Source organism: Roseateles sp., assembly GCF_965262435.1.
Lineage (GTDB): Bacteria > Pseudomonadota > Gammaproteobacteria > Burkholderiales > Burkholderiaceae_C > Paucibacter_A.
This window is the reverse complement of the sequence record NZ_OZ253537.1, coordinates 2,099,360-2,120,740: the sequence shown is the minus strand read 5'-3', so window position 1 is coordinate 2,120,740 and position 21,381 is coordinate 2,099,360. Positions and strand designations below refer to the sequence as shown.

Here is a 21,381-nt window from a genome sequence, read left to right as displayed (position 1 = left end):
GACTCATAGAGAGGTTCGAGATTCGAGGTTTCAGGCGCCAAGCGCCCGTGCTGTCAACCAGCGCTTCAAGGGAGACACAGAATTCAAGGCATTCAAGCCACGGTTGCGCAACTGGCGCAGCGGTGCGGCCTCGCTGGCGAAGACTCGCAGCAGACCATCGGTCAACTCACCCATGGCCCAAGTGTCCAGCTGGCGTTCGCGAACATAGCGGCGCAGCAGCCGCTCGTCACCCAAAGGACGCCAAGCTTCGCGCGCTTCCAACACCCGGGTCAGCGCGGCCACATCGGCCAGGCCCAGGTTCAGGCCCTGGCCGGCCAGCGGATGGACCAGGTGCGCCGCATCGCCGAGCAGGACCCAGCCAGGGCCTTGCAAGGGCTCGGCGCGCGCCAGCGCCAAAGGCCAGGCGGCGCGGCCGCTGACCAGGCTCAAGCCCCCGACAGCGCCGCCACAGACCTCGTTCAGAGCCGCTTCAAATTCAGGGACATCCAAGGCCAGCATTTCGTCGGCCCGCGCCTCAGGCAAGGACCACACCAGGCCATAGGAGGCCCCCGGCTCAGGCGCCTCAATGGGCAGAAGGGCCAGCACATCCGGCGACCGGAACCATTGCTGCGCTTGGCCCTGGTGGGGCTGCTCGCTGCGCAGGCGCGCAGCAATGGCCCGCTGGCCGTAGCTCTTCACGTCAAAGCGCACGCCGAGCTCGGCACGTGCGGCCGAGGCGCGCCCTTCGCACAAGGCCGTTAAGGCGGCCGGCACCGGTGCGTCGACCACCTGCACATGGGGCGCGAAGCGCAATGCGGTGGCCAGCTGTTGCTCCAGGGCCGCGGCGTCGACGATGAAGGCCAGCTCGGCCACACCCTGACTCCAGGCCGAAAACTCCAGGAGCGCACCGGCAGCATCGCCGTGAATCTTCATGTCGTAGACCGGGCTGATGGCCGCCGCAGGCAGCGAATCCCAGACTTTGAGCTTGCGCAACAAAGCTACTGACGCCGCGTTCAGCGCATAGCTGCGCAGGTCCTCGCGCTGGCTTTCGCTGGCATCGACCGTGCCCAGCAATGCCACGCGCAGGCCCTGGGCCCCCAGGGCCAGAGCCAGGCTGCGGCCGACACAACCGCTGCCGCGCACCAGGACGTCATATGTTTGCATCGCGGCATTGTAGGCAGGCTCTGAGCCACGGCGCACCGGCGCCGGGCCGGCCCTGCGAGCCGTCGGGCCAAGCGCTGGCGCCGTCATGGCCTAAAATCATGCCCAGCTTCGAGCCACCCGCCGCTGTCAGCCGGCAGCCGGCTCCCAGACCGCCTTGTTCAGCGGCCGCTCTGCGGCCCCCAACCCAGCTCCCCAGAAAGCCCTCCATGAGCCTCAAATGCGGCATCGTCGGCCTGCCCAATGTCGGCAAGTCCACCCTGTTCAATGCCTTGACCAAGGCCGGCATCGCCGCCGAGAACTACCCTTTCTGCACCATCGAGCCCAATGTCGGCGTGGTGGAGCTGCCCGACCCGCGTTTGCAGGCCCTGGCCGAAATCGTCAAGCCAGAGCGCGTGTTGCCGGCCGTGGTGGAGTTTGTGGACATCGCCGGCCTGGTCGCTGGCGCCTCCAAGGGCGAAGGCCTGGGCAACAAGTTCCTCTCGCACATCCGCGAGACCGACGCCATCGTCAACGTGGTGCGCTGCTTTGAAGACGGCAATGTCGTGCACGTCAACGGCCGCGTGGACCCGATCTCCGACATCGAGGTGATCCAGACCGAACTCTGCCTGGCCGATATGGGCACGGTGGAAAAGAGCCTGCACCGTTACAACAAGGTGGCGCGTGCCGGTGACAAGGAGGCGATCGCCCTGGTCAAAGTGCTGGAGAAGTGCGAAGCCGCGCTGAACGAAGCCAAGCCGGTGCGCACCATCGACTTCAGCAAGGAAGAACTGGTGCTGCTCAAGCCCCTGTGCCTGATCACCGCCAAGCCGGCCATGTTCGTGGCCAATGTTTCGGAAGACGGTTTTGAGAACAACCCCTTCCTGGACCGCCTGAAGGAATACGCCGCCGCCCAGAACGGCCCCGTGGTGGCCATCTGCGCCAAGACCGAGGCTGAGCTGTCGGAAATGAGCGATGAAGACCGCGCCATGTTCCTGTCAGAAATGGGCCAGGACGAGCCGGGCCTGAACCGCCTGATCCGCGCGGGCTTCAGCCTGCTGGGCCTGCAGACCTACTTCACGGCCGGCGTCAAGGAAGTGCGCGCCTGGACCATCCACAAGGGCGACACCGGCCCGCAAGCGGCCGGCGTGATCCACACCGACTTCGAGCGTGGCTACATCCGCGCCCAGACCATCGCCTATGAGGACTTCATCACCTACAAGGGTGAGCAAGGCGCCAAGGACGCCGGCAAGATGCGCGCTGAGGGCAAGGAATACGTGGTCAAGGACGGCGACGTGCTGAACTTCCTGTTCAACGTCTGATCGATCGGCCGCAGACGCCGAACGCGGCCGATCTCGACCGCCCGCTCCGACACGCCCCGCTACAGCGGGGCTTTTTTTCGTGCCTTCGCCGGCCGCTTTGGGCGACCATGGGGGAAATTACCCGGCCAGGCGGCGGCAGATCGAGAGATGACGCGGCGCACAATGGCTGCAAAATGGCCTCACGAAGTTAACTTTGCCCGGCCCTCCCCGCCTCAACCGCAGACAAGCCCACCGATCCATGAGCTCTAACGAACTGGTTCCCGCCTCTGGCGCACAAGCCCTGCAGCCCACCGACCAAACCCGGCATGACACCCAGCAATTCCTGACCTTCCGCATCGGCGGCGAGGAATACGGCATCGACATCCTGCGGGTGCAGGAAATCCGCTCCTATGAGCCGCCCACACGCGTCGCCCATTCGCCCAGCTTCATCAAGGGCGTGGTCAATCTGCGCGGCGTCATCGTACCCATCGTCGACCTGCGCATGCGCTTGGGTCAGAACGGCGAGTACAACGCTTTCACCGTAGTGATCGTGCTCAATGTGGCGCAGCGCATCGTCGGCGTGGTCGTCGATTCGGTTTCAGATGTGCTGGAACTGAAGGCCGAAGAGATCAAGCCACGGCCCGAGGTGGCAGCCGCGCTCGATGCCCGTTTCATCACCGGCCTGGGCAAGATCGGCGACCGCATGCTGATCCTGCTCGACATTGACACCATGGTCGTGAGCCCGGATTTCGGTCTGCTGGACTGAGGCCACCCCAAGCTTCTCGCATCAAGTTAGCGAGCACTCTCGCTGAAATCCCCGTGAATCGATCGTTTCTTGAATAGCCCCAGACGATTGGCACTCACTTCAAGGGAGTGCTAATATTGCTTCCAAGAAACCGAAGTGGTTCGGCTTGCGAAAGAAAGCGATGACTTTGTCTACACCCACTGCTTTGACGGTACGCGACCCTTGGGCGCTGGTGCCCTCTTTGGGCAATCTGGATGCATACATCTCCGCCGTCAACCGCCTGCCCCTGCTGACCCCGGAAGAGGAAAGCTCGGCTGCCCGCCGCCTGCGCGAAAGCGGGGACCTCGAGGCCGCCGGTCGCTTGGTGCTCTCGCACCTGCGCCTGGTGGTGTCGATCTCGCGCCAGTACATGGGCTATGGCCTGCCCCAGGGCGACCTGATCCAGGAAGGCAATGTCGGCCTGATGAAGGCCGTCAAACGCTACGACCCCGATCAAGGCGTGCGTCTGGTCAGCTATGCCATGCACTGGATCAAGGCCGAGATCCACGAATACGTGTTGCGCAACTGGCGCATGGTCAAGGTCGCCACGACCAAGGCCCAGCGCAAGCTGTTCTTCAATCTGCGCTCGATGAAGCACAGCATGAAGGAAGACCAGGCGGACGACCAAACGCACCGCAACAGCCTCAGCGAAGCGCAGCTGGCCCATGTGGCCCGCGAGCTGAACGTCAAGCCGGAAGAAGTGCTGGAAATGGAAACCCGCATGTCCGGCGGCGATGTGGCGCTTGAGCCGCAAAGCGACGAGGACGGCGAGAGCTTTGCCCCCATCGCCTATCTGGCGGATGAAAGCCAAGAGCCGACCCGGGTGCTGGAAGCCCAGGCCCGCGATGCGCTGGCTGGCGACGGCATCAGCCGCGCTCTGGAGGCGCTGGACGAGCGCAGCCGTCGCATCGTCGAGGAGCGCTGGCTCAAGGTCAACGACGACTCCTCGGGCGGCATGACCCTGCACGAACTGGCAGCCGAGTACGGCGTCAGCGCCGAACGGATTCGCCAGATCGAAGTGGCAGCCATGAAGAAGATGCGCAAGGCCTTGACGCCGGCCTGATCGAGCGCGGCGCCTGCCAAAGCAAACGGCCCCTTGCGGGGCCGTTTCTCATGGTGGATCTGTCTGCGCGGATCAGCCCTTTTCGGCCAGCAGCATCTTGATGTCGTCGGTCAAGGCCTGCGCGCCCGAGCCATAGCGCGAGAACACCCGCACCCGTCCTTGGGTGTCAAAGATGAAGCTGGCGGCTGTGTGGTCCATGGTGTAAGTCTCGGGCGTCTTGCCTGGCACCTTGGCGAAGTAGACCTTGAACTCCTTGGCAGCCGCCTTGACCTGCTCCTCGCTGCCACGCAGCGCCACAAAGCTGGGGTCAAAGCTGGCCAGATAGGCCTTCAACAAGGCAGCGGTGTCGCGCTCGGGATCGACCGAGACAAAGATGCCCTGAACCCGATCACCATCAGCTCCTAGTGAGCGTTTGACCTCAGCCAACTCGGCCATGGTGGTCGGACAGACATCGGGGCATTGTGTGTAGCCGAAGAACACCACCAGCACCTTGCCCTTGAAGTCCGCCAAGCTGCGGTTGCGGCCATCCAGATCGGGCAGGTTCAGGCTGCGCGCATATTCGGCCCCAGTCAGGTCCACACCCTTGAACACCGGCTTGCTGGCGCCGCCTAGGCCCAGTTGATCACAAGCGGTCAGACTGCCTGCCAACAGAACGCCCGCAGACAGACGTAGCAAAGCGCGTTTGGAACACATCGGTTTCATCTCTCGGGTCCGTTCAAGGCAGCAGGTAGTGATCGAGCAAGAGCGCCGCGAACAACAGCGACAGATGCCAGATGGAAAAGCGGAAGGTGGCGCGCGCCAGTTCGTCGGAATACTCGCGCCAGAGCTGCCAGGCGTAGGCGCAAAAACCCAGGCCCAGAGCCAAGGCGCTGATGAGATAGATCCAGCCGCTCATGCCGGTCATGAAAGGCAAGAGCGTGGCCGCCAACAAAATCCAGGTGTAGAGAAAGATCTGCAGCCGGGTGTACTCACCGCCATGAGTGACAGGCAGCATGGGCAGGCCGGACTTGCGGTAGTCCTCGACCCGGTAGAGCGCCAAGGCCCAGAAATGCGGTGGCGTCCAGAGAAAGATGATCAGGCACAGGATCAGCGCCTCGGGGCCCACTTCACCGCGCAGCGCGGCCCAACCCAGAACCGGCGGCATGGCGCCCGATGCGCCACCAATGACGATGTTCTGCGGCGTCATCGGCTTGAGAATCACGGTGTAGACCACCGCGTAGCCGACAAAGGTGGCGAAGGTCAGCCACATGGTCAATGGGTTGACCCAAAACCACAGAATGGCCGAGCCCAGTCCGCACAGCAGGGCAGAGAAGGTCAAGGTTTGCACCCGGCTCAACTGACCCTTGGCCGTGGCGCGCCAGGCGGTGCGCTTCATCTTGGCGTCGATCTGTTGCTCGATCAGGCAGTTGAAAGCGGCCGCCGCACCGGCCACCAGCCAGATGCCTGCGGTGGCGGCCAGGATGCTGAGCCACTGGTCAGCGCTCGGCAGGCCGGGCACGGCCAGGGCCATGCCGATGACGGCACAGAACACGATCAACTGAACCACCCGAGGCTTGGTCAGCTGGTAGAACTGCTGCCAACGCGAACTCGAGAGCCCGGGCGCAGTGACGGAGGGAGTGGAAGACATAAGGGCTCAGGGTATCGAGATTCTTGAATCAAGGGCAGTTTGTTTGCTGGCGAACGCCGCAGAGCGCTGCGGCAGCCCTCGGCCCTGCTGCATCTGGGCCAGCATGGAACCCAGCAGCAGCAAGAGCATGGCCGCACCGCCGGTATGCGCCAAGGCCGCAAGGATGGGCCAGTCAAGCACCACATTGGACATGCCGCTGAGCAACTGCCAGGCCGCCACCAGCAGCAGCCGGCGCGGCCAGTGGCCGGCCTCAGGGGAGGCGCGCAAGCGCCAGACAAACAGAAGCAAGGCCGTGAACACCACCAGGGCCCCGAGCCGGTGGCTCATGTGGATGGCGGTCAGGGCCTCAAACGGCAGCCAGCCGCCGTCGGCACCGACACCCAACTCGCGCCACAGGGTGAAGCCGTGGGTGAAGTCCATGGCCGGCCACCATTGACCGGCGTGACAGGTCGGGAACTCGGAACAGGCGAGCACGGCGTAATTCGTGCTGACCCAGCCGCCTAGGCTGACCTGCATGACACTCAGCAGCAGCAAGCCCCAGCCCGCCCAGCGCAAGCCACGGCTCACGACCATGGGCTGCGGTCGGTAGCCCTGTGCCTGCCAGGCCAGCAGGACCAGCAAGCCCAAACCTCCCAGCAGGTGCAGGGTCACGATGGCCGGGAACAATTTCATGGTGACCGTCAGCTTGCCAAAGGCACCTTGCATGCAGACCCAGACCAAGGTCAGACTGGCCCAGCCCGGCGACACAGACACGCCCTCAGCCTGACTGCGTTGCCGCCACCACTGACGCCAACTCTGCACGCAGAGCACCAGGATCAGGAAGCCGACGCTGCTGGCCAGGTAGCGATGGATCATCTCGATCCATGCCTTGCCATGCGTGACCGGGCCGCTCGGCAAGGCACTCTGGGCGGCATGGATCTCCTCGCGCGCACCCAGAGGGCTGGCGCTGCCATAGCAGCCCGGCCAGTCCGGGCAGCCGAGGCCGGAATCGGTCAGGCGCGTGAAGGCACCAAACAGGACCAAGTCAAAGGTCAGGAACAAGGTCAGCAGGGTCAGGGCACGCAGCCGTTCCTGCGCCGTGGCCGAGCGCGAACGCAAATGCCACCAGAGCAGGGGTACACAAGCCAGCAAGACACCCAGGCCCGCCAACTGCCACAAAGGGGAAAGATCAACCGTTGCCGTCGTCATTGCGCGTCGCAGCCTCAGCGGCCCTCTTTGTCCCAGCCCGCATTGGCCTTGAGCAGACGGCTCAAATCAGCTTTGAGCTTGGACGGATCCGGCTGGGGCGGCGCCCGCAGCATCCAGCGCCCCATCGGATCCACCAGAAAGACATGATCCAGCAAGGTCTGACCCTCGGCCGGCTTGAGCCAGGCCTGCAACTCGGCGCGCGGCGCACGCAAGATGGTCACACCCACACCCTGGTTGAGCGCCTTCAGCAGCTCCGGCCGGGGAAGGGGCGAGTCCTCAGGCAGCAGCCAGAGCTTGTCGACCTTGTCGCGCTCCTTGCCCAGCATCTCGCGCAACTGGCGCTGCAGGAAAAAACGGCGCTCGCAGGCCTCGTCGCAGCTGCCCTCCTGAACCAGGGTCAGCAGCCACTGGCCTTTCAGGCTGTCAGCGGTGACCGGCTTGCCCTGGAGGTCCTGCAGATGCAGCGTGCTCGGAATATCAACCGTGGGCACGATCAGGTCGGCATAGGCACGGCCGCTAGGCTGCACCACATAGAAAGTGAAATAGGACGCCAGCACCGGCGCGGCACAGGCCGCCAGCACCATCAGCATGCGGAGGCGGCCGCCGCGCTTGCGCTGCGCCTCGGCCAAGCCTTGCGATGTCGGCAGGCTGTGGACCGTCAGGGTCAAGCCTTCCGCCTCAGGAGCGAGCTTGGCTGCGGCGGGAGCGGATGCGGGGGCGGATTGTTTGGAACCAGACATAAAGACCCAGAAGCAGCGCGCAAAGCGCAAACCATTGAAAAGCGTAACCGTAGTGTTTCTGCAGACCGACATCTTGCGCGGGCCAGTCCCGCGTCAAACCGTCAACGGCCGGCCCACTGGCTGCGGCATCGGACAGCTGCAGCACGGTCAAGGGCAGCATTTCGCGGCCCAGACTGCGCGCCAGCTCTGCCGGTTCGAGATTCTGCCGGATCGCTCCTTCGCCCGCCGCGCTGAACTCGTATGCACGCGAAGGCGCTGCGGTCAAACGCCCGAGCAGCTCAATCTCGCCCTCAGGCGTTTGCACCGGCGGCAGCCGGCTGCGCTCGCGCGCATCACGCGGGCCCCAGCCGCGCTGGACCAGAATCAGCTCGCTGCGGCCGCTGATTTGAAAAGGCGTCACGACATAGAAGCCAACACGCCCGTTCATCGGCCGGTTGTCCAGGAAGACTGTGTGCTCCGGCAGCCAATGCCCGCGCAAGCGAACGGTCCGGTGCAACTGCGCCTCCGGAGCCTTTGCGGCCAAGTCCGCGCCCAGCAAGCTGGGCTGCTGGCCACGCGCCTCGACAGCCGCCTGCAAGGCCTTCTTCTCGGCCGCGCGGTCGAGCTGCCACCAGCCAAGCCGGGCCGTCAGCGCCATGGCGAACAAGGTCAGCAGCAAGACCAGCAGACGCTGGTGGGCAGCATTCAAGCGAGACATCGCTCCCCCCCTCCCGGCGCATAATTCACGACCATGAAAACCATCGTCATCCTCGCCTTCATCGGCATCCTGGGCGCCCTAGCGGCCGCCGGCCTGTTCATGTTCAAGAACGGCAACCGCGAGCAGCGCGGACCGAATATGGCCCGAGCTCTGGCACTGCGCGTGGGGCTTTCCGTGGCCCTGTTTCTCTTCATCCTGCTCAGCTATCTGATGGGCTGGATCGAGCCGACCGGCCTGCCACTCCAACGCTGACAGCGCCCAGCGCTGCCCTTCCCTGCCCACGAGTCTGAGCGGAACTGCTCAGAAAAAAAGCGCCGCGAATTGCGGCGCTTTCTTTTTGGCCGGCTGGCAGGCCGATTACATCCAGTAGACGATGAAATACAGGCCCAGCCAGACCACGTCCACAAAGTGCCAGTACCAAGCCGCGCCTTCGAAGCCGAAATGGCGGTCCTTGGTGAAGTGGCCCTTCTGCAGGCGCAGGGTGATGAAGAGCAACATCAACATGCCCACAAACACGTGGAAACCGTGGAAGCCGGTCAGCATGAAGAAGGTCGAGCCATAGACGCCGGAGCTGAGCTTGAGGTTCAGGTCACGGTAGGCGTGCATGTATTCGTAGCCTTGCACGCACAAGAAAACGATGCCCAGAATGACGGTCATCCACATGAAGGCGATGGTCTTGCCGCGGTTGCCAGCAATCAAGGCGTGATGCGCCACCGTCAGCGTCACACCCGAGGTCAGCAACAAGGCGGTGTTGATGGTCGGCAGCGGCCAGGGGCCCATGGTGCTGAAGGGCTCGACGACACCGGCCGGCGAAGCCGTCATGCCGGCGGCGACGCTGGGCCACAGAGCCTTGAAATCAGGCCACAACAGTGCGTTCTCCAGGCTGCCCAGACTCGGCACGGCATGGACGCGAGCCCAGTACAGCGCACCGAAGAAGGCGGCGAAGAACATCACTTCCGAGAAGATGAACCAGCCCATGCTCCAGCGGAAGGACAGGTCGATGCGGTCGCTGTACAAGCCGCTTTCGCTTTCGCGGATGGCGTCGCCGAACCACTGCTTGAGCACCACGGCCCACCACAGCAGGCCGAAGATCAGCGAGTACTTGCCCCAGTCATGGTCGTTGATCCACTGGCCTGCGCCGAGGATCACGAAGAACAGGCCGATGGCCGCCATCACCGGATGGCGCGAAGGCCCTGGCACAAAGTAGTAAGGGGTCTTGCCCGTGGTAGTCGCTGCCGACATTTCTTTTCTCCTCGAACTAAATTCAGTCCTGCTGATGACGCTGCAAAGCTTGCAAAACTCAAGCGCCGGCGACCCCGCTGCCGATGACCCATTGGACCAAGAGCACCAGCACCAGCACGAATAAAACGGCCCCGATCACCCCGGCAATGATCACATGCACGGGATTGAGCTGAGCCACATCTTTCTCATAGTCGGCGCCGCGACGCACGCCGAAGAAGGACCAAGCGACCGCCCGCATCGTTTGCACAAACGACGCCGGACGTGCGATGGCTTGCTTCAAATCTTCACCCGCCTGGCTCATGAACGTCCCTCTTTGCCCGGCACGCTGGTCTGCACGGCCTGCTGCTTGACCTTGCCCGCCACCTCAAAGAAGGTGTAGGACAGGGTGATGGTCTTGACGTCTTTGGGCAACTTGGGGTCGATCACAAAAGCCACCGGCCACTGCTTCTTTTCCCCTGGCTGCAGGGTGTACTCGTTGAAGCAAAAGCACTCGAGCTTGTTGAAATGCGCCGTGGCCTGCTTGGGCGCATAACTCGGGATCGCCTGTGCAGACATGACGCGGTCCTGCACATTGCGGAACTCGTACATCACCGTGGCAAGTTCACCCGGGTGCACAACCGCATGAGTCACCGCGGGCTTGAACTCCCAGGGGCCGCGCGCATTGGCATCGAACTCGATGGTGATCTTGCGGCTGTAGTCGATCTGGCCGTTCTTCACATCCTCGGCGCGCACCGCATGCTGACGCTCACTGAGCGACAGCACATTGATGCCGAGGGCGGTGCAAATGGCGTTGTAGAGCGGCACCAGCGCGTAGCCGAAGCCGAACATCATCGTCACCACCACCAGCAGCTTGCCGACCAGGTGCAGGTTGTCCCTGCGCAGGGCGGACGCCAGGGTCCAGGGCAGCTTGGGTTTGCTCATGAAAAGCTCAGAACCCCAGCAGGGCGATCTTGGTCACGAAGCCCAGTCCGAAGACCAGGGCCACCGTGAACAAGACCAGCGCCAGGCGCTTGTTGCTCTTGCGTTGCTCGGGGGTCTGAGTCATGGCTTCAGGCAACGATCTTGGTGGCGCTGGCGTTCAACTTGGGCGGCTCTTCGAAGGTGTGGAAGGGAGCCGGCGACGGCACTTCCCACTCCAGGCCTTCGGCAGCTTCCCAAGGACGCTGCGGAGCCTTCTCACCCTTGCCGCGCATCATCGGGATAACGACGAATAGGAAGAAATACACCTGCATCAGGCCGAAACCAAAGGCGCCGACCGAAGCGATGGCATTGAAGTCGGTGAACTGCACGGGGTAGTCAGCGTAGCGACGCGGCATGCCGGCCAGACCCAGGAAGTGCATGGGGAAGAAGGTGATGTTGAAGGTGATCAAGGAGCCCCAGAAGTGGATCTTGCCGCGGGTTTCGCTGTACATCACGCCGGTCCACTTCGGACCCCAGAAGTACACACCGGCGAACAGGGCGTACAGGGATCCGGCCACCAGCACGTAGTGGAAGTGGGCCACAACGTAGTAAGTGTCCTGCACCTGGATGTCGATCGGCGCCATGGCCAAGATCAGGCCGGTGAAGCCGCCCATGGTGAACACAAAGATAAAGCCGACGGCCCAGAGCATGGGCACTTCGAAAGTCATCGACCCGCGCCACATCGTCGCCAGCCAATTGAAGATCTTCACGCCTGTCGGCACGGCGATCAGCATGGTCGCGTACATGAAGAACAGCTGGCCCGTCACCGGCATGCCGGTCGCGAACATGTGGTGAGCCCAGACGATGAAGGACAAGATGGCAATCGAAGCGGTCGCATACACCATGGAGGCGTAGCCGAACAGTTTCTTGCGCGCAAAGGTCGGGACGATTTGGCTGACGATGCCGAAGGCCGGCAAGATCATGATGTAGACCTCGGGGTGACCGAAGAACCAGAAGATGTGCTGGTACATCACTGGGTCACCGCCACCAGCCGGGTTGAAGAAGCTGGTGCCGAAATGACGGTCGGTCAGCGTCATGGTGATGGCACCGGCCAGCACAGGCATGACGGCGATCAGCAGGTAGGCGGTGATCAGCCAAGTCCAGCAGAACATCGGCATCTTCATCAGCGTCATGCCGGGCGCGCGCATGTTCAAGATGGTGACGATGATGTTGATCGAACCCATGATGGACGAAGCGCCCAGGATGTGCATGGCGAAGATGCCAGCATCCATGGAGGGGCCCATCTGCAAGGTCAGCGGCGCGTACAGCGTCCAGCCGGCTGCGGGTGCACCGCCGGGCATGAAAAACGAAGCCACCAGCATGATGGCCGCAGGAATCATCAGCCAGAAGCTGAAGTTATTCATGCGCGCGAAGGCCATGTCCGATGCACCAATCTGCAGCGGAATCATCCAGTTCGCAAAGCCCACGAAGGCCGGCATGATGGCGCCGAACACCATGATCAGGCCGTGCATGGTGGTGAACTGGTTGAACAGTTCCGGATTGAAGAACTGCAGACCGGGCTGGAACAATTCGGCGCGGATGCACAGCGCCAAGATGCCGCCGATCATCAGCATGGTGAACGAGAACAGCAGGTACAGGGTACCGATGTCCTTGTGATTGGTCGCAAAGACCCAACGACGCCAGCCCGTCGGGGCATGGTGATCGTGGTGGTCATGGTCATGAACGTCATGACCGTGGTGGTCAAGCACTGCACTCATCTTGTTTCCTTTATCAACGCTTGTCGACGTTCAGCCAATCACTTGCGTGCGGCCAGCACTTCAGCCGGCTGCACCGCCTGACCGGTCTTGTTGGACCAGCTGTTCTTGGTGTAGGTGATCACGGCCGCGATCTCGGTGTCGCTCAACTGCTTCCAAGCCGGCATGGTGCCGTTGTTCTGGCCATTCAGCAGCACCTTGATCTGCGCCAGCTTGTCTTCCGACAACACCACCGGCGAGCCCACCAAAGCCTTGATCGGGCCTGCGCCGGACCCGTCAGCCTTGTGGCAAGCCGCGCAGTTGGCGTTGTAGACCTTCTCGCCGCGCGCCACCAGGGCCGGCAATTCCCAAACCTTGCTCGGATCGTCCGCCTTGGCAGCCAATTCCTTCTTCTTGCCGTCCACCCACTTGGAGTAGTCCTCAGCCGACACCACCTTCACATGGATGGGCATGTAGGCGTGTTCCTTGCCGCACAGCTCAGCGCACTGACCGTAGAAATCACCGATCTTTTCTGCCTTGAACCAGGTGTCGCGCACGAAGCCGGGAATGGCATCTTGCTTGACGCCGAAGGCCGGCACCATCCAGGCGTGAATCACGTCATTGGCGGTGGTGATGATGCGCACCTTCTTGTTGACGGGCACGACCAGCGGGTTGTCCACCTTGAGCAGGTAGTTGTCGCCTTCGGGCTTGCCTGCATCCGACATGGCACGCTGCGCCGTGTCGAGCGTGGCCAGGAAACCAATGCCCTCGCCTTCGCCCTTGATGTAGTCGTAACCCCATTTCCACTGGTAACCGGTGGCCTTGATGGTCAGGTCGGCATTGGTGGTGTCCTTCATGGCGACCACGACCTTGGTGGCCGGCAGGGCCATCAAGATGACGATGATGAAAGGCACAACGGTCCAGGCGATTTCAACTTTCACGCTCTCGTGGAAGTTCGCCGACACCGCACCCTTGGACTTGCGATGCTTGAAGATGGAATAGAACATCACGCCAAACACAGCCACAAAAATGGCCAGGCAGATGATCAGCATGAAGTTGTGCAGCCACATTTGATCGGCCGCAATGCGGGTGACCGGAGGGTGCAGATTGAGCTGATTGACGGCGGGGCCACCCGGCAGATCTTGGACCGCCTGGGCCGCCACGGCCGAATGGGCCGCCAGCGTCGCGCCTGCCGCCAGGGCCACCTGTGCCAAGCGGCGCGCGGCCTGATGCACTCGTGTGTTCATCATCATCATGGTCGTCACTCTTGTTTCAAATTCGTCTCATGAGAGCCCTGGCGTGAACCCGCTTCACTGCCCGGCTTGCCCAACGATGCGACCGCTACAGCGCTTGTTTTTGAGGCTTGTCAAAGACGCTGGCAAGGCCTGACCCTAAAGTCACGGAGCATGCATTTTGGCTAAATGCGAATTTTAGCCTACGACTCCCCTGCTCACTGTCTCTTTAGCCGCATCAAGCACCGGATCGGCGCACCATCGCGCGCATCTGCTCCAAAGACAGGCTGGTTTCGGGGCTTACCCGCACTTTCGGCATTGCTTTGAAGGCATGGCCGTAGACAATTTCCAGGCTCAGATGCAGGCGGCCGTCAGCTCGGCGCAAGGTTTCCAAGGCTTCCAGCAGCTTACGGTGCCAGGTCTTGCCTCGGCATCCCGCAAACCGATCTGGCGCGACATTGCCGCCGAGCAGACGCAGGTCCATGAGCAGGTCCGCCGGCTGCGCCCAGGTCAGCTGAATTCGCTCCTGGTCCATGACCGGATCGGCAAAGCCGGCGCCGACCAGGAGGTCACCGATGTCGTGCATGTCCCACCAATCCGGCCCGGGGCGCCCCCAAGCCTGACGGGCAAACAAGGGCCGCAATTCGACCAGGCTGTCGGGCCCGAAGCAGGAAAACATCAGAAAGCCGTCGACCTGCAAAGCCGAATGCCAGGCCGCCAGCGTGGCCGGTGGATCCGGCATGGTGTGCAAGGCCAGATTGGCCCAGACCAAACCGACCTGACCATGCCCAGCCAAGTCCTCCGGCGCCAGCACCTGCAAGGCGGGCGCCCGACCGAGCGCCGATTGCCACCATGAAGTCTTGTGCAGCGCACGTGCACGCAGCTGCAAATCCAGCGTAGGCTCGACATCGGCATGCTCGGCCTGCGGGTAAGCCTGGCGCAGGGCCTCGCTGCCGCCGCCGAGCAGACCCGACCATTGCAAAACGCGCGCTGGCTGCAGCTTGATGATGGCCAGCCGCTCGGCCATGCGCTGCGCCACCTCCAGGCTCAACCAGGATGCCTGCCCATGCGCAGCCAAGCGCCGCGCCTGCCGCTGCAAAGCGATGGGATCAAGTTGCTGGGGCCGCGGCAGCTGGGGCGCGGGGGACGCGTCGGTCCTAGGGGGAGACAAGGGTTCGGCCATGGGCCGGCAGTATATTGAGCGCCATGCTGACCCGGCGCCTCGCTCCCGTCAAACCCGCTTTTGTCGAGCGGGTGTTGATGCGCTGCCCGGGGCAGTGCGCGATCTGCCGGGCTTGGTCCAGACAGCAGGTCTGCAGCGAATGCCTGCAGCGCTATGCCAGGCCGGTGCCACGTTGCTGGACCTGTGCGGCACGCTTGCCACCTGCCCTGGCCGGGCGCCGTGAAGCCAAATGCGGCACATGCTTGCGCGAGCCGCCGCCCCTAGACCGCAGCATCGCCGCGCTCGATTACAGCTTTCCCTGGGACGGCCTGATCCAGCACTACAAATTTCATCAGGCCATCGAACTCCGCGAGACTCTGCTGGATCGCCTGAACCAGGCCCTCAATATCGCTGAAGCGGAAGCACCGGACCTGCTGCTGCCCGTGCCGCTGTCGCCACGCCGCCTGCGTGAACGTGGCTACAACCAAAGCTTCGAACTGGCCCGGACCCTGGCCCGACGGCGCAAGCTGGTCTGCGAACCCGAACTGCTGCTGCGCGTGCGCAGCACAGCGCAGCAAGCCCAGCTGCCACTCAAGGAAAGAGGCAAGAATGTGAAGCAGGCCTTTGCCGTCGAGCCCGGGCGGACCGGCGAGCTACGCGGCTGTCATGTCGTCGTGCTCGATGATGTGATGACCAGCGGCGCCACCCTGTTCGAAATCGCCCGGGTGCTGCGCCAAGCCGGCGCCCTCAATGTGCAGGCCTGGGTCGTCGCCCGCACGCCCGACACCGCGCTGGACTAAACCCTCTCCTCCCCTCTTCTTTTTCGCTCGGCGCCTGCGCCGCACTCTGCCATGTTCCATATCGTTCTGGTCCAACCGGAAATACCGCCCAATACCGGCAACGTCATTCGTCTGGCCGCCAACACCGGCTGCAGCCTCCACCTGATCGAGCCCCTGGGCTTCTCCATGGAGGACCGCCTGCTGCAACGCGCCGGGCTCGACTATCACGAGTACACGGCCGTGCTGCGCCATCGCGACTGGGCCAGTTTCCTGGCCAGCGCGCAGCCGGCGCCGGATCGCCTGTTCGCCTTCACCACCAAGGGCAGCCGACCCTTGGCCGACATCCACTGGCAAGCGGGCGACTTCCTGGTCTTCGGCTCTGAAACCGCGGGCCTGGCGCCCGAGCTGCGCGAACAGTTCCCCGAGCCACAACGGGTGCGACTGCCCATGCGCCCTGGTCAGCGCAGCCTCAACCTGAGCAACAGCGTGGCCGTGGCCGTGTTCGAGGCCTGGCGACAGAACGGCTACGAGGGCAGCGCTCCCTGAGGCTCAGTCGCCGCGCACGCCTGCGGCCTTGATCACCTGAGCCCAGTGCTGGCGGTCGGAACGCATCAGATTAAGCGCGCCCTCAGGTGCAGTACCCAGGGCACTGAAGTACAAGCCCAGGAGTTTGCTGCGGAAGGACTCGCTGCGACAGATGCGCAGCAACTCGGCCAACAGGCGCTCGACAACGGCATTCGGCGTGCGCGCCGGCGCCATCAAGGCCTGCCAGGAAATGGCCTCAAAGCCCGGGTAGCCCAGCTCGACCAAGGTCGGCAGCTCCGGCAATGCCGCCACCCGCCCCAGGCTGCTGACGGCCAGCGCCTGCAGCTTCCCGGCACGCACCTGCGCCATGGCAAGACCTGGCACCATGAAGGCCGCCTGCAACTCGCCACTGAGCAAGGCATTGAGCACCTGCGGAAAGCCGGCATAGGGCACATGGGTCATGGCCAAAGCGCTGCGCGCCTTGAATGACTCCATGGCCAGGTGCGAGGCACTGCCATTGCCGACGCTGCCGTAATTCCAGGCCCCGCGCTGGGCCCGGGCCTGACGAACAAAATCAGCGCAATCGCGGGCGGCCACGCCAGCACCCAGCACCAGCACATTGGGCGAGCTGGCAACCAGGCCGATCGGCCGCAGATCACGCAGCGGATCGTAGGGCAGCTTGGGATTGAGCAGGGGCGCCGTGACCAGGGGGCCCTGGATGGTCAGCAGCAAGGTGTAGCCATCGGCTGCAGCCTGGGTGGCCAAGCCGGTGCCGATATTGCCGCCGGCACCGGGTCGGTTGTCGATCAACACCACCTGCCCCAAGGCCGCCGCCAGCGGCTCGGCCAGCCAGCGAGCCACCAGGTCGGGAGAGCTGCCGGCGGGAAAGGGCACGATCTGCTTGATCGGTCGGGCCGCAGGCCAAACCGGCTCAGCCGCCGAGGCGGCCTTTGAGGCAAACAAACCGGCCAAGGCCAGCAGCCAGCGTCGGCGCGAATTGAGATCCTGGGCGGCGGCCATCGCTCAGTGCTCTGCCCTGGCCTCGCGGCCCATCAGCAGGTCCACCGCATCGACGGGACTCAGACGCCCTTCCAGAACCGCCACCACCGCCTCGGTGATGGGCATGTCCACGCCCTTGGCGCTGGCGCGAGCCAGCACCGTTGGCGCGCTGTAGACACCTTCGGCCACATGGCCGAGATCACGCAGGATCTGCGCCAGCGGCAGGCCATCGGCCAGCAGCAGGCCGACCCGGCGGTTGCGCGACAGATCGCCGGTGGCGGTGAGCACCAGATCACCCATGCCCGACAAGCCCATGAAGGTCTCAGCGCGCGCACCCAGCGCCAAACCCAGGCGCAGCATTTCGGCCAAGCCGCGGGTGATCAGGGCCGCACGGGCATTGAGCCCGGGGGCGTCAAGCAATTGGCCGCTCGCCTCGGCGCGCAAGCGCAGGCCGTCGGCCGCACCGACGGCAATCGCCATCACGTTCTTGACCGCGCCGCCGACCTCAACGCCGAACGGATCGGCCGAGGTGTAGACGCGCAGGCGCTCGCTGTGGAAAGCCGCGACAGCCGCCTGGGCCAGAGCCTCGTCCTCGCTGGCGGCCACCAAGGCAGTCGGCTGACCGGCCGCCACTTCCTGTGCAAAGCTGGGCCCGGACAGAATGCCGACGCGCAGGCGCGGCTGCACGGCGCGGGCAATCTCATGACCAAGCAGGCCAGTGCCGGCCTCAAACCCTTTGCACAGCCAGAGCACCTGAGCGCCGTCGGGCAGCGAAGCCAGCATGGCGCGCAGCCCGGCCATGGGCGTGGCGACCACGACCAGCCCCGGCACTTCGCCCTCGCAAGCGTGGGCCACGGCACGCGCCAGATCGGCCTCCAATTGCAAGGCGTCCGGCAGCCGGGTGTCGGGCAGATAGGCCCGGTTGCAGCGCTCGGCCTGCATAACGGCCACAGCCGCCGCATCGCGCGCCCACAACACCACCTCATGACGGGCAGCGGCCTGCACCGCCAAAGCCGTGCCCCAGGCTCCGGCACCAAGAATACTGATCTTCATGGCTGCAGCTTAATCCTCAAACATGCGCTCTAGGCCTTCTGGCCGATTCTGCTTGAACCATGCAAAACGCCCCGGCCGTCGACCAGCGGGGGCGTCGTGAATCCAAGGCGGTCGCCGCGAGCCGCGGGCCCTCTGGGCCAGCGACTCAACGCCGCCCAGACGCTCAGTTCAGCGTCGGTGCCACGGCGGCATCGCCACCGGCAGCAGCGTCGCGCGCGGCCTGCTGAGCTTCAAACATGGCCTGGAAGTTGACTTCGGTCAGCAGCACCGGCGGGAAGCCAGCACGGGTGCAGACGTCCGACACGACAGCGCGCAGATAGGGGTAAATCATCTGCGGGCAGACGATGCCCAGGATGCCTTCGGTCTGTTCCTGAGGCACATTGCGGATCTCGAAGATACCGGCTTGCTTGGCCTCGATCAGGAACAAGGTCTTGTCGCCGACCTTGGTCGTGACGGTGGCGGTGACCGACACCTCGAAGATGCCTTCGACCACAGGCTCGGCGGCCAGGGCCAGGTTGATGTCGACCTGGGGCTGGGTCTGCTCCAGCAGGATCTGCGGCGCATTGGGCTGTTCCAGCGACAGATCCTTCAGGTACATGCGCTGAATCTGGAAGACGGGGGTGTTGTTCTCTTCGGCCATGATAGGTTTCCCAAAAAAGTAAAGGCCCGCCAGCGTCGGTGCTGCGGGCAGCGGCGCCGATTATGGCGCAGCGAATATTTCAGTCTGTGGGGGTCTGCCCGCTCTTGAAAAGCAGCGGTCGAGCGCCAAGCCCATTCCCGCAAAGCGAGGCCCGCTCAGGCCGCTTGCAGCAAGGCCTGCAGACCGCCGCGTTGGTCGAGCGCGATCAGATCATCGCAACCACCAACATGGGTGCTGCCGATGAAGATCTGCGGCACGGTGCGGCGACCGGTCAGCGCCACCATGGCGTCGCGCTCGGCCGGGTTCTGGTCGATTCGAATTTCCTCGATCTGCTCAACACCGCGCTGCTTGAGCAAGGCCTTGGCCCGCACACAGTAGGGGCAGACCAGGGTGGTGTACATCTTGACGTGGCTCATGGCCCATTCCTCGAAAAACTAGGGAAGCTGACTCGACTCAGGTACCTTGACCCGACTGCCGCACGCCAAACTCAAGCGGCCTTCTCGACCGGCAGATTCGCCTCGCGCCAGGCGCTCAAACCGCCAGACAAAGGCTGGGCTTTTTCGTAGCCGAGCTTGCGCAGCTGTGCCGCGGCGCGGGCAGCGCGGGCACCACTCTGGCAGACCACGACCAGGGGCAGGGTCTTGTTGCTGGGCAGGCTCTTGTGACCCTCCAGCGCCGCCAGAGGAACGTTGCGAGCACCGGCGACATGGCCGGCGGCGAACTCGGCCGGTTCGCAGACGTCGATCACCACGGCCTTCTCGCGGTTCAGCAAACGCACCGCCTCCGCCGTGTTGACGGCCGCACCTTGCGCGCCCTGAGCCACCGTGGGCCAGAGCAAAAGGCCGCCAGACGTCAGCGCGGCCAAGACCAAAATCCAGTTGTCGAGCAAGAAGTTCAAAGGGCTGCGTCCGTGAGGCGTCCGTGAAAAGAAGACTCTGATTATAGAAAGCCCGCCGGTGCTCAGCAGCGGCGGGCCTGAAGACCCTCGTGGGCCCGGGTTGGCGGCGAGTGCGCCGCCGGGCTCGATCAGCGCAGTTTGAAGGTCGCGACTGCGGCCTGCAGTGCCTGGGCTTGTTGCTCCAGGCTGCTGGCCGCCGCTGCGGCTTCTTCCACCAGCGCCGCATTTTGCTGCGTCATCTGGTCGAGCTGCACCACCGACTGGTTGACCAAGCCGATGCCCTGGCTTTGCTCACCCGAGGCGGCCGTGACCTCACCGATGATGTCCGACACCCGCTGCACGCTGGCCACGATCTCGGTCATGGTGGCACCGGCATCGCGCACCAAGCGGCTGCCCGACTCAACCCGGTCGACACTGGCGCCGATCAAGGACTTGATCTCCTTGGCCGCTTCGGCCGAGCGCTGCGCCAGGGAGCGCACTTCGCTGGCCACCACGGCAAAGCCACGGCCCTGCTCGCCGGCACGCGCCGCTTCCACGGCAGCATTCAGCGCCAAGATATTGGTCTGGAAAGCGATGCCATCGATGACGCCGATGATGTCGTTGATCTTCTTGGAGCTGGTGTTGATCTCTTCCATGGTGGAGACCACTTGGCTGACCACCTCACCACCCTTGCGTGCCACCGTGGCAGCGGAACCCGCCAGCTGGTTGGCCTGGGCGGCCGCATCGGCGCTCTGCCGCACGGTATCGGTCAGGGTCTGCATATTGCCCGAGGTCTGTTCCAGCGACGTCGCCTGCTTCTCGGTGCGCACCGAGAGGTCATGGTTGCCGACTGCGATTTCACGCGAGGCCACCGACATCGAGTCCGTGCCCATGCGCACATCGCTGACGATAGCGGCCAAGCCTTGCGACATGGCGCGCACGGCGTCCAGCAAGCTGCCCTCGGACCCGGGCGCCACCAGGATGTCTTGAGACAGATCGCCATCGGCCATCTGACGCATCACATCGCGGGCGTACTCAGGCTCACCGCCCAGCTGACGCCAGACGCTGCCGATCACCAGGAACGAACCGACACCGAGCGACACCACCACAACCAGGCCGCTGACGAAGATTGCCAGCAAGCTGGCGGACACACCGCCCTCGGCCTTGTGCAGTCCGCTGTCGAAGCCCTCGCTGGCTTCCACGCGCGCCGCCTTGACCTCGGTTTCCAGCGCCTTCAATGCCGATTGCATCTTGGGAATCGCACCGGCTTGATCGCCTTGCTTGATCCCCAGGAACAGCTCCGCCGTATCAACCGAGGCAGCAAAGTAGGCGTCAAAACCCTTCTTCAGCTTGGCACCTGTTTCGGCTTTGCCTTCAATCTTGGCAATCGCCGCCAGCAACTTTTGGATGCTGGCAGCGCGTTCCTTGGCCTCGTCCAGACGCTTTTTCTCGCCTTCAGCCACCGCACTCTGGATGGTGGCGCCCAAGGCTTCCAGCTGGGCGGCCAGTTGCGTCGTCGCGTCAACATACGGGTAGTGCACGCTGCCGACGGCACTGATGGCTGACGAGGTCCGGGCCGAGAAGGCCCAGACCACGGCAATGCCGATGGCGAAGATCAGTGCAGCAAACACAGGCAAGAGCCAGATTCTGGTCTTTACATTCATTCGAACCTCCAGTGCATGTGCGCCCAGCCCATCGG

At 63.8% G+C, this 21,381-nt stretch carries 25 protein-coding genes; 6 read left to right on the top strand and 19 right to left on the bottom strand.

Features of this window, described 5'->3' with window-relative positions:
* Nucleotides 1-30: 30 nt before the first annotated feature.
* The gene (locus ACQY39_RS09180; RefSeq protein ID WP_428505476.1) at nucleotides 31-1,143 is read right to left on the bottom strand and encodes an FAD-dependent monooxygenase; all 1,113 of its coding nucleotides are present in this window, start codon (nucleotides 1,141-1,143) and stop codon (nucleotides 31-33) included.
* A gap of 206 nt (nucleotides 1,144-1,349) precedes the next feature.
* On the opposite strand from ACQY39_RS09180, the gene ychF reads away from it, so the two are divergent.
* The 3 genes from ychF (at nucleotide 1,350) to rpoH (ending at nucleotide 4,267) form a co-directional block, all read left to right on the top strand.
* Complete coding sequence (ychF, locus tag ACQY39_RS09175) at nucleotides 1,350-2,441, top strand: redox-regulated ATPase YchF (protein WP_263517084.1); 1,092 nt, start codon at nucleotides 1,350-1,352, stop codon at nucleotides 2,439-2,441.
* Between the two features lie 238 nt (nucleotides 2,442-2,679).
* A complete protein-coding gene (locus tag ACQY39_RS09170; RefSeq protein ID WP_428505473.1) occupies nucleotides 2,680-3,186 on the top strand; it encodes a chemotaxis protein CheW in 507 nt (168 codons plus the stop codon).
* Nucleotides 3,187-3,346: 160 nt separating this feature from the next.
* Entirely contained in the window at nucleotides 3,347-4,267 is a 921-nt protein-coding gene (gene rpoH / locus ACQY39_RS09165; RefSeq protein WP_263563599.1) for an RNA polymerase sigma factor RpoH, read from the top strand.
* 72 nt (nucleotides 4,268-4,339) lie between these two features.
* Here the strand turns inward: rpoH and ACQY39_RS09160 are convergent, their stop codons facing one another.
* From ACQY39_RS09160 to ACQY39_RS09140, 5 genes are read right to left on the bottom strand one after another with little or no spacing between them, the layout of a single operon-like run.
* On the bottom strand, nucleotides 4,340-4,960 hold the full coding sequence (locus tag ACQY39_RS09160; RefSeq protein ID WP_428505471.1) for an SCO family protein: 621 nt from the start codon (nucleotides 4,958-4,960) through the stop codon (nucleotides 4,340-4,342).
* 22 nt (nucleotides 4,961-4,982) lie between these two features.
* Nucleotides 4,983-5,894 (bottom strand): heme o synthase, encoded by a 912-nt coding sequence (gene cyoE, locus ACQY39_RS09155; protein ID WP_428505469.1) that lies wholly within the window; start codon nucleotides 5,892-5,894, stop codon nucleotides 4,983-4,985.
* A 6-nt stretch (nucleotides 5,895-5,900) separates the two neighbouring features.
* Nucleotides 5,901-7,082, bottom strand: coding sequence for a COX15/CtaA family protein (locus tag ACQY39_RS09150; RefSeq protein ID WP_428505467.1), 1,182 nt, complete (start codon nucleotides 7,080-7,082; stop codon nucleotides 5,901-5,903).
* Between the two features lie 14 nt (nucleotides 7,083-7,096).
* Entirely contained in the window at nucleotides 7,097-7,750 is a 654-nt protein-coding gene (locus tag ACQY39_RS09145; RefSeq protein WP_428505465.1) for an SCO family protein, read from the bottom strand.
* Nucleotides 7,751-7,760: 10 nt separating this feature from the next.
* Nucleotides 7,761-8,519, bottom strand: a complete 759-nt coding sequence (locus tag ACQY39_RS09140) for an SURF1 family protein (RefSeq protein ID WP_428505463.1) — start codon at nucleotides 8,517-8,519, stop codon at nucleotides 7,761-7,763.
* A 33-nt stretch (nucleotides 8,520-8,552) separates the two neighbouring features.
* Here ACQY39_RS09140 and ACQY39_RS09135 point away from each other — a divergent pair, with 33 nt between their 5' ends.
* Nucleotides 8,553-8,771 (top strand): DUF2909 domain-containing protein, encoded by a 219-nt coding sequence (locus ACQY39_RS09135; RefSeq protein ID WP_263517076.1) that lies wholly within the window; start codon nucleotides 8,553-8,555, stop codon nucleotides 8,769-8,771.
* 105 nt (nucleotides 8,772-8,876) lie between these two features.
* On the opposite strand, the gene ACQY39_RS09130 is transcribed toward ACQY39_RS09135, so the two are convergent.
* From ACQY39_RS09130 to ACQY39_RS09100, 7 genes are all read right to left on the bottom strand, one after another.
* Nucleotides 8,877-9,761 carry a cytochrome c oxidase subunit 3 gene (locus ACQY39_RS09130; protein ID WP_263517075.1) on the bottom strand — a complete coding sequence of 295 codons (885 nt, stop codon included), beginning with the start codon at nucleotides 9,759-9,761 and terminating at the stop codon, nucleotides 8,877-8,879.
* Nucleotides 9,762-9,819: 58 nt separating this feature from the next.
* Nucleotides 9,820-10,062, bottom strand: a complete 243-nt coding sequence (locus tag ACQY39_RS09125; RefSeq protein ID WP_263517074.1) for a DUF2970 domain-containing protein — start codon at nucleotides 10,060-10,062, stop codon at nucleotides 9,820-9,822.
* Nucleotides 10,059-10,682, bottom strand: coding sequence for a cytochrome c oxidase assembly protein (locus ACQY39_RS09120; RefSeq protein ID WP_428505460.1), 624 nt, complete (start codon nucleotides 10,680-10,682; stop codon nucleotides 10,059-10,061). The genes ACQY39_RS09125 and ACQY39_RS09120 overlap by 4 nt, the downstream gene beginning before the upstream one ends.
* 7 nt (nucleotides 10,683-10,689) lie before the next feature.
* Nucleotides 10,690-10,806 (bottom strand): cytochrome oxidase small assembly protein, encoded by a 117-nt coding sequence (locus tag ACQY39_RS09115; RefSeq protein ID WP_428505458.1) that lies wholly within the window; start codon nucleotides 10,804-10,806, stop codon nucleotides 10,690-10,692.
* Between the two features lie 4 nt (nucleotides 10,807-10,810).
* Nucleotides 10,811-12,439: a cytochrome c oxidase subunit I gene (ctaD, locus tag ACQY39_RS09110; protein WP_263517071.1), complete on the bottom strand. Its 1,629-nt coding sequence runs from the start codon at nucleotides 12,437-12,439 to the stop codon at nucleotides 10,811-10,813.
* Nucleotides 12,440-12,477: 38 nt separating this feature from the next.
* Nucleotides 12,478-13,671 carry a cytochrome c oxidase subunit II gene (gene coxB, locus ACQY39_RS09105; RefSeq protein ID WP_428505455.1) on the bottom strand — a complete coding sequence of 398 codons (1,194 nt, stop codon included), beginning with the start codon at nucleotides 13,669-13,671 and terminating at the stop codon, nucleotides 12,478-12,480.
* Between the two features lie 214 nt (nucleotides 13,672-13,885).
* Nucleotides 13,886-14,830 carry a biotin synthase gene (locus tag ACQY39_RS09100; RefSeq protein ID WP_428505453.1) on the bottom strand — a complete coding sequence of 315 codons (945 nt, stop codon included), beginning with the start codon at nucleotides 14,828-14,830 and terminating at the stop codon, nucleotides 13,886-13,888.
* Between the two features lie 23 nt (nucleotides 14,831-14,853).
* Here ACQY39_RS09100 and ACQY39_RS09095 point away from each other — a divergent pair, with 23 nt between their 5' ends.
* The gene (locus ACQY39_RS09095; protein WP_428505451.1) at nucleotides 14,854-15,609 is read left to right on the top strand and encodes a ComF family protein; all 756 of its coding nucleotides are present in this window, start codon (nucleotides 14,854-14,856) and stop codon (nucleotides 15,607-15,609) included.
* A 51-nt stretch (nucleotides 15,610-15,660) separates the two neighbouring features.
* Nucleotides 15,661-16,134 carry a tRNA (cytidine(34)-2'-O)-methyltransferase gene (locus ACQY39_RS09090; RefSeq protein WP_428505449.1) on the top strand — a complete coding sequence of 158 codons (474 nt, stop codon included), beginning with the start codon at nucleotides 15,661-15,663 and terminating at the stop codon, nucleotides 16,132-16,134.
* A 3-nt stretch (nucleotides 16,135-16,137) separates the two neighbouring features.
* Here the strand turns inward: ACQY39_RS09090 and ACQY39_RS09085 are convergent, their stop codons facing one another.
* The 6 genes from ACQY39_RS09085 to ACQY39_RS09060 form a co-directional block, all read right to left on the bottom strand.
* Complete coding sequence (locus ACQY39_RS09085) at nucleotides 16,138-17,133, bottom strand: Bug family tripartite tricarboxylate transporter substrate binding protein (protein WP_428505447.1); 996 nt, start codon at nucleotides 17,131-17,133, stop codon at nucleotides 16,138-16,140.
* Between the two features lie 3 nt (nucleotides 17,134-17,136).
* Nucleotides 17,137-18,165, bottom strand: a complete 1,029-nt coding sequence (locus ACQY39_RS09080) for an NAD(P)H-dependent glycerol-3-phosphate dehydrogenase (protein ID WP_428505445.1) — start codon at nucleotides 18,163-18,165, stop codon at nucleotides 17,137-17,139.
* Between the two features lie 163 nt (nucleotides 18,166-18,328).
* Nucleotides 18,329-18,805 carry a protein-export chaperone SecB gene (gene secB, locus ACQY39_RS09075; RefSeq protein ID WP_428505443.1) on the bottom strand — a complete coding sequence of 159 codons (477 nt, stop codon included), beginning with the start codon at nucleotides 18,803-18,805 and terminating at the stop codon, nucleotides 18,329-18,331.
* Between the two features lie 155 nt (nucleotides 18,806-18,960).
* Entirely contained in the window at nucleotides 18,961-19,221 is a 261-nt protein-coding gene (gene grxC, locus ACQY39_RS09070) for a glutaredoxin 3 (protein WP_428505441.1), read from the bottom strand.
* Between the two features lie 71 nt (nucleotides 19,222-19,292).
* Complete coding sequence (locus ACQY39_RS09065) at nucleotides 19,293-19,703, bottom strand: rhodanese-like domain-containing protein (RefSeq protein WP_428505439.1); 411 nt, start codon at nucleotides 19,701-19,703, stop codon at nucleotides 19,293-19,295.
* A gap of 128 nt (nucleotides 19,704-19,831) precedes the next feature.
* Nucleotides 19,832-21,346: a methyl-accepting chemotaxis protein gene (locus ACQY39_RS09060; protein WP_428505437.1), complete on the bottom strand. Its 1,515-nt coding sequence runs from the start codon at nucleotides 21,344-21,346 to the stop codon at nucleotides 19,832-19,834.
* Nucleotides 21,347-21,381 lie beyond the last annotated feature (35 nt).

Excerpts from the sequence above, each read along its gene's own strand:
- ACQY39_RS09135 (WP_263517076.1), top strand. The coding sequence starts at position 8,553 with ATGAAAACCATCGTCATCCTCGCCTTCATCGGCATCCTGGGCGCCCTA.
- coxB (WP_428505455.1), bottom strand. The coding sequence starts at position 13,671 with ATGATGATGATGAACACACGAGTGCATCAGGCCGCGCGCCGCTTGGCA.
- ACQY39_RS09080 (WP_428505445.1), bottom strand. The coding sequence starts at position 18,165 with ATGAAGATCAGTATTCTTGGTGCCGGAGCCTGGGGCACGGCTTTGGCG.
- ACQY39_RS09125 (WP_263517074.1), bottom strand. The coding sequence starts at position 10,062 with ATGAGCCAGGCGGGTGAAGATTTGAAGCAAGCCATCGCACGTCCGGCG.
- cyoE (WP_428505469.1), bottom strand. The coding sequence starts at position 5,894 with ATGTCTTCCACTCCCTCCGTCACTGCGCCCGGGCTCTCGAGTTCGCGT.
- ACQY39_RS09100 (WP_428505453.1), bottom strand. The coding sequence starts at position 14,830 with ATGGCCGAACCCTTGTCTCCCCCTAGGACCGACGCGTCCCCCGCGCCC.
- grxC (WP_428505441.1), bottom strand. The coding sequence starts at position 19,221 with ATGAGCCACGTCAAGATGTACACCACCCTGGTCTGCCCCTACTGTGTG.
- ACQY39_RS09130 (WP_263517075.1), bottom strand. The coding sequence starts at position 9,761 with ATGTCGGCAGCGACTACCACGGGCAAGACCCCTTACTACTTTGTGCCA.
- secB (WP_428505443.1), bottom strand. The coding sequence starts at position 18,805 with ATGGCCGAAGAGAACAACACCCCCGTCTTCCAGATTCAGCGCATGTAC.
- ACQY39_RS09060 (WP_428505437.1), bottom strand. The coding sequence starts at position 21,346 with ATGAATGTAAAGACCAGAATCTGGCTCTTGCCTGTGTTTGCTGCACTG.
- ACQY39_RS09095 (WP_428505451.1), top strand. The coding sequence starts at position 14,854 with ATGCTGACCCGGCGCCTCGCTCCCGTCAAACCCGCTTTTGTCGAGCGG.
- ACQY39_RS09085 (WP_428505447.1), bottom strand. The coding sequence starts at position 17,133 with ATGGCCGCCGCCCAGGATCTCAATTCGCGCCGACGCTGGCTGCTGGCC.
- ctaD (WP_263517071.1), bottom strand. The coding sequence starts at position 12,439 with ATGAGTGCAGTGCTTGACCACCACGGTCATGACGTTCATGACCATGAC.
- ACQY39_RS09120 (WP_428505460.1), bottom strand. The coding sequence starts at position 10,682 with ATGAGCAAACCCAAGCTGCCCTGGACCCTGGCGTCCGCCCTGCGCAGG.
- ACQY39_RS09160 (WP_428505471.1), bottom strand. The coding sequence starts at position 4,960 with ATGTGTTCCAAACGCGCTTTGCTACGTCTGTCTGCGGGCGTTCTGTTG.
- rpoH (WP_263563599.1), top strand. The coding sequence starts at position 3,347 with ATGACTTTGTCTACACCCACTGCTTTGACGGTACGCGACCCTTGGGCG.
- ACQY39_RS09140 (WP_428505463.1), bottom strand. The coding sequence starts at position 8,519 with ATGTCTCGCTTGAATGCTGCCCACCAGCGTCTGCTGGTCTTGCTGCTG.
- ACQY39_RS09090 (WP_428505449.1), top strand. The coding sequence starts at position 15,661 with ATGTTCCATATCGTTCTGGTCCAACCGGAAATACCGCCCAATACCGGC.
- ACQY39_RS09170 (WP_428505473.1), top strand. The coding sequence starts at position 2,680 with ATGAGCTCTAACGAACTGGTTCCCGCCTCTGGCGCACAAGCCCTGCAG.
- ACQY39_RS09150 (WP_428505467.1), bottom strand. The coding sequence starts at position 7,082 with ATGACGACGGCAACGGTTGATCTTTCCCCTTTGTGGCAGTTGGCGGGC.
- ACQY39_RS09180 (WP_428505476.1), bottom strand. The coding sequence starts at position 1,143 with ATGCAAACATATGACGTCCTGGTGCGCGGCAGCGGTTGTGTCGGCCGC.
- ychF (WP_263517084.1), top strand. The coding sequence starts at position 1,350 with ATGAGCCTCAAATGCGGCATCGTCGGCCTGCCCAATGTCGGCAAGTCC.
- ACQY39_RS09115 (WP_428505458.1), bottom strand. The coding sequence starts at position 10,806 with ATGACTCAGACCCCCGAGCAACGCAAGAGCAACAAGCGCCTGGCGCTG.